Source organism: Mesorhizobium sp. Arg314 (assembly GCF_053714275.1).
In genome coordinates this window covers 55088-68363 of sequence record NZ_JBSKBP010000026.1, presented here as the reverse complement: position 1 = coordinate 68363, position 13276 = coordinate 55088, and the positions used below count along the sequence as shown (strand labels likewise).

General features: G+C 62.5%; 13 protein-coding genes. 8 read left to right on the top strand and 5 right to left on the bottom strand.

The window, feature by feature from the left end:
• Positions 1–78: 78 nt before the first annotated feature.
• The gene (locus ACWGS9_RS23925; protein WP_454507571.1) at positions 79–1689 is read right to left on the bottom strand and encodes an ABC transporter substrate-binding protein; all 1611 of its coding nucleotides are present in this window, start codon (positions 1687–1689) and stop codon (positions 79–81) included.
• 332 nt (positions 1690–2021) lie between these two features.
• Between ACWGS9_RS23925 and ACWGS9_RS23920 the strand changes: the two genes are divergently transcribed.
• A complete protein-coding gene (locus ACWGS9_RS23920) occupies positions 2022–3212 on the top strand; it encodes a M24 family metallopeptidase (protein WP_454507570.1) in 1191 nt (396 codons plus the stop codon).
• 75 nt (positions 3213–3287) lie between these two features.
• On the opposite strand, the gene ACWGS9_RS23915 is transcribed toward ACWGS9_RS23920, so the two are convergent.
• Genes ACWGS9_RS23915 through ACWGS9_RS23905 form a run of 3 tightly spaced genes read right to left on the bottom strand, consistent with a single transcriptional unit; the run spans position 3288 to position 5819 of the window.
• On the bottom strand, positions 3288–3704 hold the full coding sequence (locus ACWGS9_RS23915; RefSeq protein WP_454507569.1) for a cupin domain-containing protein: 417 nt from the start codon (positions 3702–3704) through the stop codon (positions 3288–3290).
• A gap of 4 nt (positions 3705–3708) precedes the next feature.
• On the bottom strand, positions 3709–4611 hold the full coding sequence (locus ACWGS9_RS23910) for a phosphoenolpyruvate hydrolase family protein (protein WP_454507568.1): 903 nt from the start codon (positions 4609–4611) through the stop codon (positions 3709–3711).
• An 11-nt stretch (positions 4612–4622) separates the two neighbouring features.
• Positions 4623–5819, bottom strand: coding sequence for a Tm-1-like ATP-binding domain-containing protein (locus ACWGS9_RS23905; RefSeq protein WP_454507567.1), 1197 nt, complete (start codon positions 5817–5819; stop codon positions 4623–4625).
• Positions 5820–5974: 155 nt separating this feature from the next.
• Here ACWGS9_RS23905 and ACWGS9_RS23900 point away from each other — a divergent pair, with 155 nt between their 5' ends.
• The 7 genes from ACWGS9_RS23900 to ACWGS9_RS23870 all read left to right on the top strand — a co-directional run bounded on the left by ACWGS9_RS23900 (position 5975) and on the right by ACWGS9_RS23870 (position 12699).
• The gene (locus ACWGS9_RS23900; protein WP_454507566.1) at positions 5975–6670 is read left to right on the top strand and encodes a TetR/AcrR family transcriptional regulator; all 696 of its coding nucleotides are present in this window, start codon (positions 5975–5977) and stop codon (positions 6668–6670) included.
• A 353-nt stretch (positions 6671–7023) separates the two neighbouring features.
• Positions 7024–8340, top strand: coding sequence for an ABC transporter substrate-binding protein (locus ACWGS9_RS23895; protein WP_454507565.1), 1317 nt, complete (start codon positions 7024–7026; stop codon positions 8338–8340).
• Between the two features lie 74 nt (positions 8341–8414).
• Positions 8415–9320, top strand: coding sequence for a carbohydrate ABC transporter permease (locus ACWGS9_RS23890; protein WP_454507564.1), 906 nt, complete (start codon positions 8415–8417; stop codon positions 9318–9320).
• 1 nt (position 9321) lies between these two features.
• A complete protein-coding gene (locus ACWGS9_RS23885) occupies positions 9322–10278 on the top strand; it encodes a carbohydrate ABC transporter permease (protein ID WP_454507563.1) in 957 nt (318 codons plus the stop codon).
• Positions 10275–10511, top strand: coding sequence for a hypothetical protein (locus ACWGS9_RS23880; RefSeq protein ID WP_454507562.1), 237 nt, complete (start codon positions 10275–10277; stop codon positions 10509–10511). Before ACWGS9_RS23885 ends, ACWGS9_RS23880 begins: the two co-directional genes overlap by 4 nt.
• On the top strand, positions 10508–11614 hold the full coding sequence (locus tag ACWGS9_RS23875) for an ABC transporter ATP-binding protein (protein WP_454507561.1): 1107 nt from the start codon (positions 10508–10510) through the stop codon (positions 11612–11614). Before ACWGS9_RS23880 ends, ACWGS9_RS23875 begins: the two co-directional genes overlap by 4 nt.
• Positions 11614–12699 (top strand): ABC transporter ATP-binding protein, encoded by a 1086-nt coding sequence (locus ACWGS9_RS23870; protein WP_454507560.1) that lies wholly within the window; start codon positions 11614–11616, stop codon positions 12697–12699. Before ACWGS9_RS23875 ends, ACWGS9_RS23870 begins: the two co-directional genes overlap by 1 nt.
• A 37-nt stretch (positions 12700–12736) precedes the next feature.
• Here ACWGS9_RS23870 and ACWGS9_RS23865 read toward each other — a convergent pair whose 3' ends face one another.
• Complete coding sequence (locus tag ACWGS9_RS23865; protein WP_454507559.1) at positions 12737–13168, bottom strand: DUF4437 domain-containing protein; 432 nt, start codon at positions 13166–13168, stop codon at positions 12737–12739.
• Positions 13169–13276 lie beyond the last annotated feature (108 nt).

Here is a 13276-nt window from a genome sequence, read left to right as displayed (position 1 = left end):
GGACAGAGGGGGGTGTGAAGGAACTCGGCCTCTGGCCAAGTAACCATTGTTTCGCGAACTCTCATCCGCGCGAGTGTGTCACGATTCCAAATAGGTGTCCGCCCAGTTCGACACCGCCCAGCGCGGGTTGTTGGCGATATTACCGACCGTATCGCGGGCGACGGAAATGAAGCTCCATTCGGCGACGTTGATCAGCGGCAGGTCGGCCGCGACTTGTCTCTGGAACCCCTTGTAGAGTTCGGTGCGGGCCGATGTGTCGAGCGTCTCGGATGCCTTGGCGATCAGCGCGTCCAGCTCGGCATTCTTGTAACCGCCTTGGTTGGAGAAGGGCACGCCGTCGGGAATGCCGCTCTGCACCAGGATGGTGGTCGAGATCGCCGGGTCGCCGCGGAACACGGGCGGGCCGACGGCAAGGTCGAAGGCATGGTCGGTGTAGACGGCCTTGATGTGCGCGGCAGAGTCGTTGTTGACGATCTCGGCGTCGATGCCGATCGCGGCAAGGGCCTGGCGCAGATAGTCGCCGAACTGTTTTGTCTCGTTGAAGTAGGGCGCCGGCAGCAGTTTCAGCGCAAAGCGCTTGCCGTCGTCGGCGCGCTTGTAGCCGGCTTCGTCCAGCAGCGCATTGGCCCTGGCGACGTCGAAGGGATAGGTCGGCACGTCGGCGGTGTAGAATTGCGGATCGTTCTTCGGCACCGGGCCGGTGGCGGTCGCGGCGTAGCCGAGGAAGATCGTCTTGACGACGAAATCCTTGTCGATGGCATGGGCGATCGCCTGCCGTACTTTCGGATCGGCGAGCTCCTTTCGGCGGTGGTTGATCTCGACGACGAGCTGGTAGGTCAGCCCCTCATAACCCTTGGCGATGACCTTCAGGCCGGGCACCTTGGAGATGCGGTCGAGGTCGGCGAGCGGCACGGCAGAGAAGGCGGCGAGCTGGATTTCTTCCGCTTCGAGCGCCGCTGCGGCCGACGTGCGGTCCGGCAGCACCTGGTAGACGATCTCGTCGAGATAGGGTTCGTCCTTGCCCCAGTAGGAATCGTTCTTCGCCAGCCGGTAATACTGGCCGGCCTTGTATTCGGCGAATTTGAACGGCCCGGTGCCGACCGGGGCGTTGTTGGCCGGGTTGTCCTCGATCTTGCCGTTCTCATAGACATGCTTCGGCACGACACTCGATAGCGCCGGCAGAGCGTTGCGGATCAGCTGGAACGGCGTCGGCTTGGCGAATTTGAAGACCGCCGTCAGCTCGTCCGGCGTGTCGACGGCCTCCAGGTCCTTGAACACGGTGCGGCCGAGATTCTGCAGCGGCTTCCAGACCTGCAGCGCCGAGAAGGCGACGTCGGCCGAGGTGAAGGGCTTGCCGTCATGCCATTTGACGCCGTCGCGCAATTTGAAGGTCACCGACTGGCCGTCGGCCGCACCTTCCCAGGAAAGCGCCAGGCGTGGCTCAAGCCCGTCCTTGCCGTCGAAGGAGGCCTCGGCCAGCGTTTCGACGACCTTGCTCGAGATGAAGAAGACACCGTTGGAGGCGACGATCGCGGGGTTGAGGTTGCGCGGCTCGGAATCGGCGGCGACGATCAGCCGGCCGCCCTTCTTGGGCGTCTGCGCGAAACCGATGGTCGGCAGCGCGGTCGAGGCCAGAAGCAACGCCGAGCCGGCCAGGAGGCCGCGGCGTGAAATCGTCAATTCGGACATCGTTCAACTCCCCTCTTCGCGCCGTGGCAGGCGCGGCAATCTCGTAATTATGGGCCTTGGCAAAGGTTTCGCCAGAGACGGATTTGGCGCATCATGGCTTGGCTTTGAAATTTTCGTCCGCTGGACCAGCTAGCCGAAAGAGGCATACTATCCTCATCTGGTAGGACCAGATGTTGGCGAAGCTGGGTCAAGATTGAGATGGTTGAGCGCCTTTAGCGCAAAGCGATCAGTTCTGGCTGGACCAGACCGGCCAAAATGATGCAGATTTGGCCGACAGCCAAAGATCATGACGTTCGGCGCCCTCGCGGCCGATGAAAAATAGGGAGAGGCAGATGAACATTGCTCCGGGCAAAACCGAGGTCAGCAGCGTTCCGTTCGACCAGGCGCGGGTGGACCGGCTGATGGAAGAGGCCGGCATCGACGTGCTCTTTGGCACCTCAAAGCACAACACGCAGTATCTGCTCGGCGGCTACAAGTTCATCTTCTTCGCTGCGATGGATGCGATCGGCCACAGCCGCTACCTGCCGATTGTCCTTTACGAGAAGGGCGGGCCGGAACATGCCGCCTATATCGGCAACAAGATGGAAGGCGGCGAGCACCAGAACCATCCGTTCTGGACGCCGACGCTGCATGCCGCCTGCTGGGGCACGCTCGATGCCGCCAATCTTGCGGTGGAGCATCTGCAAAAGATCGGCAAATCGGCGGCTCGCATCGGCATCGAACCCGGCTTCCTGCCGTCGGACGCCTATATGCTGATCCGCAAGGCATTGCCGGATGCGAAGCTGATCGACGCGACCGACATGCTGGAGCGCATGCGCGCCATCAAGACGGAGGCCGAGCTGGAACAGCTGCGCATCGCCTCCGAACTCATCACCGATTCCATGCTGGCAACGATCGCCTGGGCGCGGGAAGGCACGAGCAAGACCGACATCATCGAGCGGCTCAGGCGCGAGGAGACCAATCGCGGCGCGCATTTCGAATATTGCCTGCTGACGCTGGGCTCCAGCCACAACCGCGCCGCTTCAAGCCAGGCGTGGAAGAAGGGCGAGGTGATGTCGATCGATTCCGGCGGCAATTATCACGGCTATATCGGCGACCTTTGCCGTATGGGCGTGCTTGGCGAGCCGGATGCCGAATTGGAGGATCTCTTGGCCGAGGTCGAAACCGTGCAGCAGGCGGCCTTTTCCAAGGCCAAGGCCGGCACGCTTGGCGGCGACATGATCGCGCATGCGCAGAGCGTGTTGAAGGCTTCGAAGGTCGCGGCCTACACGGATTTCTTCGCCCACGGCATGGGGCTGATCACGCATGAGGCGCCGTTCCTGATGACCAACCATCCGGTCGCCTATGAAGGAACCTATGCGGCGAAGCCGCTGGAAAAGAACATGGTGCTCTCGGTCGAGACGACCATGCTTCACCCGACACGCGGCTTCATCAAGCTCGAAGACACCGTCGCGGTGACCGACGCCGGCTATGTGATGTTCGGCGATCGGGGCAGGGGCTGGAACAGAGGCGGGGCTTCGTAGAGCCGAAGGCCGGCTCTGCCCCTCATCCGCCCTTCGGGCACCTTCTCCCCGTGGAACGGGGAGAAGGAAAGTTCGTCACTGCCCCAGCGGCAGCAGCCTGAAATCCGGCAGGTCGCGTAGCACGAGCTCCGGGCCGGCGGGTGAATAGACGACGAAAAGCTGCATCGGCTGGTCACCGGTGTTGAGCGTCGAATGGAAGCGGCTTTCCGGCACGTAGATGGTGCATCCGGGACCGACTTTCGCAATCACCGGATTGCCCTTCTCGTCCTCGACCATTTGCTCGCCATTGCCGGAGATGACGAAGATGATCTCTTCGGCACCCGGATGGTTATGGCGGGTATGCCCCTTGCCCGGCGGCAGGTCGACGACGCCGCCGGAAAAGCGCTCCGAGCCGTTCACTTCCGGGGCAACGGTGAGGGCCAGTCTGCCCCAGTCGAAGCCGAAGGCGCTGACGTCCTGCGGGTAGACGAACACTTTCTCCCTGTCGGCCATTGCCTCATCCCTTCCTTTTCGTTTTTGTCGGAGAATCGGATTTTCCCAAAACCGGCTTCCGCTTTTGGGTCCGATGCTCCGGCGCGACCGCCTTGAAATCCGCCGTCTGCCTGGCGATCGCCGCTTCGGCCGGCAGCCGCTCCATCGAGCTCGCGCCATAAAAGCCGTGCAGTCCCCCGCAGCGCTCGAGGATGTAGCGCGCATCGTCGGGCATCGAGATCGGCCCGCCATGGCAAAGCAGGATGACGTCCTTGCGCACCGAGCGCGCGGCATCGGCAATGGCGTCGATCTCCCTCACGCAGGCGTCGAGCGTTTTCGCCGAGGTGGCGCCGATCGAGCCGCCGGTCGTGACGCCCATATGGGCAACGACGATGTCGGCGCCGGCCGTCGTCATGGCGCGCGCCTCGTCCGGATTGAAAACGTAGGGCGTGGTCAGGAGGTCGAGCTTGTGCGCCTCGGCGATCATGTCGACCTCGAGACCGAAGCCCATCCCGGTCTCCTCGAAGCTCTGGCGCATGGTGCCGTCGAACAACCCGACGGTTGGAAAATTCTGCACGCCGGAAAAGCCCATCGTCTTCAGCTCGGCCAGCAGCAGCGGCATGATGACGAACGGATCGGTGCCGTTGACGCCGGCCAGCACCGGTGTCTTCTTCACCACCGGCAGCACCTCATAGGCCATTTCCTTGACGATCTCGTTGGCGTTGCCATAGGCGAGCAGGCCGGCGGCCGAACCGCGTCCGGCCATGCGGTAGCGGCCCGAATTGTAGATGATGATCAGGTCGATGCCGCCGGCTTCCTCGGCCTTGGCCGACAGGCCGGTGCCGGCGCCGCCGCCGACGATCGGCACGCCGTCAGCGATCATCTTGCGGAATTTTTCGAGGAGTTCCTTGCGCGGAATGGCGGCCATGCTTGTCTGTCTCACCTCTTGGGGAAGTCGAGGAAAGCCTCGGCCGCGGCCGTGGCGAATGCAGGGTCGTTGATGTGCAGCGGCAGGCGCGTCACCGTGCGGTTCTTCGTCGGCTTGATCGTGCGCTCGATCGCGTCGAACAGCACTCGATCGGCCTCCGCGTCGAAGAAGGCGCCACCCTCGATATCGAGCGCCGAGACGCCCTTTTCCGGGATCAGGAAGCGTACCGGGCCCTCGCATCGGGCGAGGCGACCGCCGATCCATTCGCCGATCCGGCGGCATTCGTCGACCGTGGTGCGCATCAGCGTGACGTTGGAATTGTGCTCGTAGAAGAGACGGCCGCGATAGCGCTCGGGGATCGTCGGCGGCGCCCAGAAGTTCACCATGTCGAGCGCGCCGACCGAGCCGACATAAGGCAGCTTCGTGCGTGCGATGGCGCCGAAACGATCCTCGGTCGCGGGCAGCACGCCGCCGAACAGCAAATCGCAGACCTCGGTGGTGGTGATGTCGAGGACGCCGGCAAGCAGGCCCGAATCGGCAAGCTTCTCCATCGAGCGGCCGCCGGTGCCGGTGGCGTGGAACACCATGCAGTCATAGTCGGCGCGCAATTGGTCGACGATCGCCGTCACGCAGGGCGTGGTGACGCCAAACATGGTCAGCCCGAGCGCCGGCTTGCCGGCAGGGGCCGATGCGGGCTTCGCCGCCATGCCTGCGATCGCCTGGGCGGCATTGTGCAGCACGACGCGCGACAGCCGGTTGAGCCCGGCCATGTCCGTCACCGACGGCATCATGATGATGTCGGAGACGTCGACGTAAGGCGCGGTATCGCCCGATGCGAGGGTGGAGACCATGATCTTCGGCAGGCCGAGCGGCAGCGCGCGCATGCCGGCGGTGGCGATCGAGGTGCCGCCGCCACCGCCGATGCCGATCACGCCGGCGATGTCATCACGCGACCGCATGAAATTGGCGAAGGCGGCGCCCATTGCAGCAACGGCGGTGCCGCGATCATCGATGCCGAGAACGGCGCCGGCTCCGTTCGCATGGTGTTCGGCGACCTCGCTGGCAGCGATATCGACCGGGACCGTCGCGGCGCGGGTGCCGATGTCGACACGAGCGACCACGCCGCCGGCCTTGGCGACAGCCTCGGCCAGGAAGGCGAGTTCCTCACCTTTGGTGTCGGCGGTGCCGACCACATAGATGCGCTTCATCCGCGGTTCCCCGTCATCCGGCATGTTCGGCATTGCCGCCCGCCTTTTTGCACCGCCCTTAAGCTCCTCGGCAAAAGCCTCGTCGCTGGTGGGGACCCCATTGTTGCCCGGCATTGCGCCATTGCAAATTTTTGAGACGCGCGTATCGTATTGATATGGATGTCTCACGTCAACAAGCCGCCGCCAATGATGAGGCCGTCCAGGCGCCGGTCATCGAGAAGGGGCCGCGCGCCCGCACCAGGCGACTGATGCTGGAAACGGCGACAAGGCTGATGCAGTCCGGCATGACCCCTTCGGTCAGCGAGGTCGCGGAGGCGGCTGGGGTGTCCCGCGCGACCGCCTACCGCTATTTCCCCAGCCAGGCGGCGCTGGTGCAGGCCGTGGTCGATGAAGGGCTCGGCCCGATCCTCACCTGGAAGTCCGCATCCAACGATGCCGAGCGGCGCGTGGCGGATCTGTTCGCCACCGCGATGCCGCGCATCGAAGCCTTCGAAGCGACGTTCAAGGCGGCGCTGAAACTCTCCCTCGACCAATGGGCGCGGCGCGAGGCGGGTACGCTCGGATCCGAGCCGGCTTTCACGCGCGGCCACCGCGTCGACTTGCTGAAGGATGCGATCGCGCCGCTCAAGGGCCGCTTGAAGCCGCGCCAGTTCAATCGCCTGGCCCAGGCGCTGTCGCTGATGTTCGGCGTCGAGGTGGTCACCGTGCTGAAGGACATCTGGGGGCTGGACAGCGCCGAGATGATGTCCGTGGCGCAATGGGCGGCGGGCGCGCTGGTGTGCGCCGCAATGGCGGAATCGGAGGCTAAATCAGCAGGAATGTCGGCGGCGTCGAAGGCGACAACCGGCTAAATCTGGTTCGACCAGATTGTGGAGGCAGTTTTGAATGTCAATTCTGGTGGGCCCTTCATGACAAGGGGACCACGTATCAATGAGTAGGAAAAGCAAGAGAAAACAGACAGATATCGTAATGTTCGGCTTGTCTGGCTGTTGCCGGTGCCTCAAGAAAGCGCTTGACGCCAAGCTTGAATTGGTAATACCAGATCAAGACCGATTAAGCGGTTCAAGAGTGAAGGCTGCGATCCATTTCCGGCAAGGCGAGGAGGCCTGGAACCGGAGAGATGGCCATCACTGGAGGAACTACCAGGGCCGGCTTCGCCGCCGGCTCGCATGATACGGTAGAATGCGCACAAGGGAGGAAAACTATGCGCAAGATTGTGACCAGCGTGATTGCTGGTATCGGGCTGGCGCTTGCCTGCGGGACATCCGTCCGCGCGCAGGACAAGGAACTCACCATCTTCTGGGCGGAATGGGATCCGGCGAACTATCTGCAGGAACTCGTCAACGACTACACGGCCGAAACCGGCGTGAAGGTTACAATCGAAACCACGCCCTGGCCCGATTTCCAGACCAAGACCTTCGCCGAGCTGAATGCTCACGGCGATGCCTACGACCTGATCGTCGGCGACTCCCAGTGGCTGGGCGTCGGGTCCGAGCAAGGACACTGGGTCAACCTTACCGACTTCTTCAACAAGCATAAGCTCAAGGACGTTTTCCTGCCGGCGACCCTTGCCTATGGCGAGTATCCGCTGAAGAGCAATAAATTCTGGGCGATCCCGCTCGAAGGCGACGTCAACGGCTGGGCCTATCGCAAGGACTGGTTCGAGGATCCCAAGGAAAAGGAAGCGTTCAAGGCCAAATACGGCTACGAACTTGATGTTCCGAAGGACCAGAAAGCGCTTCACGACATCGCCGAGTTCTTCACCCGGCCGGATCAGAACCGCTACGGCATTGCTCTCTACACCGACAATTCCTACGACGCGGTGGCGATGGGGACCGAGCAGACGATCTTCGCCTATGGCGGGAGCCTCGGCGAATACGATACCTACAAGATCAACGGCGTGGTGAATTCGAAGGAGTCGATCGAAGGCCTGCAAGCCTATCACGACCTGTTCAAATTCACTCCTCCCGGCTGGAACAAGGCCTTCTTCCTCGAGAACAATCAGGCGATCACCTCGGGGCTGGCGGCAATGAGCATGAACTTCTTTGCTTTCTTCCCGGCGTTGGCCAATCCGGCGACCAATCCGCACGCCGCCAATACGGGGTTCTTCGCCAATCCTCCCGGCCCATCGGGGGTCCATGTGGCCGCGCTGGGCGGCCAAGGCATTTCCATCGTTTCCTACTCCAAGAAGCAGGATGAGGCGATGAAGTTCCTCGAATGGTTCATCAAGGACGAGACCCAGAAGAAGTGGGCCAAGCTCGGCGGTTACACCTGCTCGAAAGCAGTGCTTGAATCCGCCGAGTTCCAGAATGCCACGCCGTATAACAAGGCCTTCTACGATTCCATGAAGATCGTCCGGGACTTCTGGACGCCGCCGGAATATGCCGAACTGCTGACCCAGTTCAACGACAACGTCTATCCCTTCGTCGTCAACAACAAGGGCACGGCCGAGGAAGCCTTGAATGGCGTCATCAAGGACTGGACCGCGACCTTCAAAAAGTACAACCGGCCCGTTCACTAGGGTCCGCATGACCGGTTTTCGAGGGGAGGTGGAAACCTTCCCTCGAAATTTTGGAAGAATATCTGGAGGACGCTTTGGCAATTTCGGTTCTGAACACGCTCGACCCGCAGTCGCGCGCCGCCAAGCGGGGTTGGAGCGATCTTACCATCCGTAATGTTTTCATCATCCCGACGGTTCTGTTTCTGATCGTTTTCAACATTTTCCCGCTGATTTATTCTCTTGGTTACTCGTTCACCGACTTCGCCGCGAACCGCAACTCGACATGGAGTTTCGTGGGTTTGCAGAATTACCGCGACTTGCTCGGTGATGAGCGCGTCTGGACCAATTTCGTCATCACCGCCAAATACGTGATCGTCTCAGTCGGCGGACAGATGATCATCGGCTTCGGGATTGCGCTTCTGCTCAACAGGGACTTCCCCTTCAAGGGGCTGCTCACGACACTGCTGCTTCTGCCGATGATGTTATCGGCGGCGGTGGTGGGGCTTTTCTGGCAACTTCTCTACAGCCCGTCCTGGGGGCCGATCAACTACATCTTCGGCCTGCGCAACTTCGGTTTGTTGTCCAACGCCGATACCGCGCTCTACGCGGTCGCGATCACCGATATCTGGATGTGGTCGCCCTTCGTGATGCTGCTTTCGCTCGCTGGCCTTTCGGCGGTTCCGAAGCACCTCTACGAGGCAGCCGCGATCGACCGCGCTGGCCGCTGGTACACTTTCACGCGCATAACCCTGCCGTTGGTCGCGCCGATCTTGATGATCGCGGTCATCTTCCGAACCATGGAAGCCTTCAAGACCTTCGATCTTGCCTATGTGCTGAGCGTGCAGCCGACCACCGAATTGATCGCGATCAAGCTTTACCGGCTTGCCTTCCAGCAATGGGACACAGGCAGGTCGTCGGCGCTCGCCTACATCGTTCTGATCATGGTGCTGGCCATCACCAACATCTACGTGAAATACCTCAACAAGGTGAAGGAGCGCTGAGATGGCCGCAGTCCGCACCAGCGGCGAGGTGGCGCTTAACCGCCTCGCCATCGTCGCCGTCCTCGTGGTGACGATCATCTTCCTCGCGCCGATCTACTGGATAGCTTCGACAGCTTTCAAGCCGCGCGCGCTGGCCACCACCGTGCCGCCGACAGTCCTGTTCCAGCCGGAACTGACGGCGTTCGTCAAGCTGTTCACCAAGCGGGTCCAGCAGACCAAGCCGGTCGACCCCGAAACCTACGCCGCTTCGCCATGGTGGGAGAAGGCGGTCTATGATGGCGGCGAGCGCATCCTGAAGGTCGGCAACAGTCCGCAGTTGTCGCCCTATCCCAATCGTTTCGTGAACAGCCTGATCATCGCCATCAGCAGCACGCTTCTGGCCGTCAGCATGGGCACACTGACCGCCTATGGCTTCTCCCGCTTCCGGGTGAAGGGTGAGGCGGACCTGCTCTTCTTCATCCTGTCGACGCGGATGCTGCCGCCGGTGGTGGTCGCTATCCCGATGTTCCTGATGTACCGGGCGGCAGGCCTCAATGACTCCCACATCGGCCTGATCATCCTCTACACTGCCTTCAACCTCTCCTTCTCTGTCTGGCTGATGAAGGGCTTCATCGACGAAATCCCGAAGGAGTACGAGGAGGCGGCGCTCGTCGATGGCTATACGCGCATGGAGGCCTTCTTCAAGATCGTGTTGCCGGAGGCCGCCACGGGCATCGCCGCCACCGCTGTGTTCTGTTTCATCACTGCGTGGAACGAATATGCATTCGCGCTGATGCTGACCAGCCGCAACGCGCAGACCGCGCCGCCATTCATTCCGGCGCAGGTCGGTTCGGGCCTAACCGACTGGACCGTCATCGCCGCCGGCACCTTCCTGTTCCTGCTGCCGGTTGCGATCTTCACTTTCCTGCTCCGCAACCATCTGCTGCGCGGCATGTCTTTCGGAGCGATCCGCAAATGAGCTTCCGCGCCGTCAATCAGAAATATCTGGAACCCGGGTCGCAGGTGCTGATGGTGCTTGGCATCGTCGCGCTTTGCCAACCATGGAGCATGTTGCTGCATAGCTATGGCGTGACGATCATCCTGATCGGCCTGATCGGCTTCAATGTCACATCCAAGATCCCGCGGGAGGAAGGAGCAAGAACAGGGCACGGAGCGGGCGAACAGGCGCGCAACGCGGGGGCACAGCATTGACCCAGATCGAGCTTCGCGGCGTTCAGAAATTCTTCGGCGCCGTCCAGGTCATCAACGACCTGAACCTCAATATCGACGACAACGAGTTCATCGTGCTGCTCGGACAGTCGGGCTGCGGCAAGACGACGACTCTGCGCGCCATCGCCGGTTTGGAAACCATCGACCAGGGCGACATCCTGATCGACGGCAAGCCGGTGCAGCATCTCAAGGCGGCCGACCGCGACATCGCCATGGTCTTCCAGTCGTTCTCGCTCTATCCGCACATGAACGTCTACGAGAACATCGCCTTCCCGCTGCGCGCGACCCGCAAGAGCAGGAGCGAGATCGACACCGAGGTGCGCTCGGTCGCCAAGACGCTGCAGATCACCGATCTCCTCGACAAGAGGCCGTCGGCGCTTTCGGGCGGCGACATGCAACGGGTGGCGATCGGCCGCGCGCTGGTGCGGCGGCCGAAGGCGATGCTGATGGACGAGCCGATCGGCGCGCTGGATGCCAAGCTGCGCGAGGAGATGCGGGCCGAGATCAAGCGCCTGCACGTCAAGCAGGGCTCGACGACGATCTACGTCACCCACGACCAGATCGAGGCCATGAGTCTGGCCGACCGCATCGTCATCATGCATGAAGGCTTCATCCAGCAGGTCGGCACGCCGGACGACGTCTATTCGCATCCGGCGAATTTGTTTGTGGCGCAATTCGTCGGCAGCCCGGTGATGAACATCGCCGAGGCCAGCGTTGCGGATCAGGCCGGTGCCGCCTCCGTAACCGTCGGCGGCGCGCCGGCCGGCTTCGAGTTCCCGTCCCAACTCCTGTCCAAGCTCAACGGGCATGCAGCCAATGGCGGCCTGACGCTCGGCATCCGCCCGGAGGGCGTGCTCGTCCGGCACGATGCGGCGCCGGGCTACATGCCGGTCGAGGCGAACATCATCGAGCCGCTGGGGTCATTCGACATTGTCGACCTCAAGGTCGGCTCCAAGATGATGCGCGCGCGCACCAAGGCCGGTTACGTTTCGGGTCCCGGCGAGAAGGTCCATGTTCGCATCGACCCGGAGCAGGCGCATTTCTTCGACACGGCAAGCGGCAAGTCTCTCGGAGTAAGGCTGTAATGGCCCATATCGAACTCAAGAACATCACCAAGAAGTTCGGCGGCCACACCGCGCTGAGCGGCCTCAACCTCGACATCGCCGACGGCGAATTCTTCGTGCTGCTCGGCGAAACCGGCGCCGGCAAGACGACGGCATTGCGATTGATTGCGGGGCTTGAGAAGCCGACCGAGGGCCAGGTCTTCATCGATGGCGTCGACGTCGCCGGCTGGGGCGCGGCGGAGCGCGACGTGGCGCTGGTGCTGCAGCAATATTCGCTCTATCCGCGCTATACGGTGCGCGAGAATCTCGAATTCCCGCTGAAGCCGAAGATCCGCCGGCTGCCGGATGCCGAGATCAAGGACCGTGTCGCGCGCGCCGCCCGCACGCTTCGTATCGAGCATCTGCTCGACCGAAAGACCGACCGGCTTTCCGGCGGCGAGATGCAGCGCGTCTCGATCGGCCGCGCCATCGTGCGCAAGCCGCGCGTGTTCCTGATGGACGAGCCGCTGTCGGCGCTGGACGCCAAGCTGCGCGAGGCGCTACGCACGGAGCTGAAGAACCTGCAGATGCAGCTCGGCGCCACCTTCCTGTTCGTCACCCACGATCAGATCGAGGCGATGTCGATGGGCGACAAGGTGGGCGTGCTCAACCACGGACGCATCGTCCAGACCGGCACGCCGCAGGATATCTACAACAATCCGCGCGACACCTATGTCGCGAGCTTCGTCGGCTCGCCGCCGATGAACCTCATCGACGGCAAGCTGGTCGACGACCGCGCGGTGATGGCGCCGATGAATTTCGAGCTGCCGCTCTCAGGGGGAGCCAAGACGAGTGGCGCGACCGACGGTCGCCCGCTCGTCTTCGGCATCCGTCCGGAGGATGTCTACCTGGAGAGCGGCGCGCCGGTGGAAGCGCGCGTCCACGATGTCGAGAACCACGGCGTGGAGAAAATCCTGACGCTCAGGGTCGGCGACACGATGCTGCGGGCCACCGTGCCGGCCAGGACCGATGTCGCGATCGAACAGGCGGTGCGCTTTGCCTGGAACCCCGACAAGGTGGTGATGTTCGACAAGGGCAGCGGCGTCAGCCTGCAGCACGCCGGATAGCGGTCCGGCTTCCCGGCTGTTTGCTGTCGGCCTGCACCTATTTCGGCAGGTAAGTCTCGTAGGGGGTGTCGTTGATCAAAAGGATCACGCATTCGGTGTCCGACAAGCAGGCATCGTCATGCATTTCGTCGGCCTTCTGCGTCCAATAGGAGCCCGGCGGCAACTCGGTCTTGGTCGCTTCGCCGCCCTGCATCTGCCAGTGTGCCCAGAGACCCTTGATGACCACGGCGCGGTAATCGGCGGTGTGGGCATGGACGGGCGCGCGCCAGTTGCCTGGAACTTTCAGCAGCGTGCCGGCCGGCCCTTTTGCCCGTTCGCCCCATAGCGGACCAAGGCGCTGCGGCTGGCCTGTGGCTTCGACGGCGTAAGGGATCTTGTCGGCGGGCAAGTAACTGTCTTCGAGCGCGAAAGCCCGGCCCGGCAACATGGCGGCCGCGACAAGCGCAAGCGATGCGAGATGATTGGACATGGCGGTTTCCTCCGCCAGCCAGCTTAGGCGGCTGCAGTCGGCGGGGAATGGCGCGTCGTCCAAAAGATTTGGCAATTCATCCAGCGGGCAGCGGCTGCCCGCTGGATG

Bases quoted from the DNA above. Each gene is read 5' to 3' on its own strand.
- ACWGS9_RS23925 (WP_454507571.1), bottom strand. From the start codon at position 1,689: ATGTCCGAATTGACGATTTCACGCCGCGGCCTCCTGGCCGGCTCGGCG.
- ACWGS9_RS23920 (WP_454507570.1), top strand. From the start codon at position 2,022: ATGAACATTGCTCCGGGCAAAACCGAGGTCAGCAGCGTTCCGTTCGAC.
- ACWGS9_RS23915 (WP_454507569.1), bottom strand. From the start codon at position 3,704: ATGGCCGACAGGGAGAAAGTGTTCGTCTACCCGCAGGACGTCAGCGCC.
- ACWGS9_RS23910 (WP_454507568.1), bottom strand. From the start codon at position 4,611: ATGGCCGCCATTCCGCGCAAGGAACTCCTCGAAAAATTCCGCAAGATG.
- ACWGS9_RS23905 (WP_454507567.1), bottom strand. From the start codon at position 5,819: ATGAAGCGCATCTATGTGGTCGGCACCGCCGACACCAAAGGTGAGGAA.
- ACWGS9_RS23900 (WP_454507566.1), top strand. From the start codon at position 5,975: ATGGATGTCTCACGTCAACAAGCCGCCGCCAATGATGAGGCCGTCCAG.
- ACWGS9_RS23895 (WP_454507565.1), top strand. From the start codon at position 7,024: ATGCGCAAGATTGTGACCAGCGTGATTGCTGGTATCGGGCTGGCGCTT.
- ACWGS9_RS23885 (WP_454507563.1), top strand. From the start codon at position 9,322: ATGGCCGCAGTCCGCACCAGCGGCGAGGTGGCGCTTAACCGCCTCGCC.
- ACWGS9_RS23880 (WP_454507562.1), top strand. From the start codon at position 10,275: ATGAGCTTCCGCGCCGTCAATCAGAAATATCTGGAACCCGGGTCGCAG.
- ACWGS9_RS23870 (WP_454507560.1), top strand. From the start codon at position 11,614: ATGGCCCATATCGAACTCAAGAACATCACCAAGAAGTTCGGCGGCCAC.
- ACWGS9_RS23865 (WP_454507559.1), bottom strand. From the start codon at position 13,168: ATGTCCAATCATCTCGCATCGCTTGCGCTTGTCGCGGCCGCCATGTTG.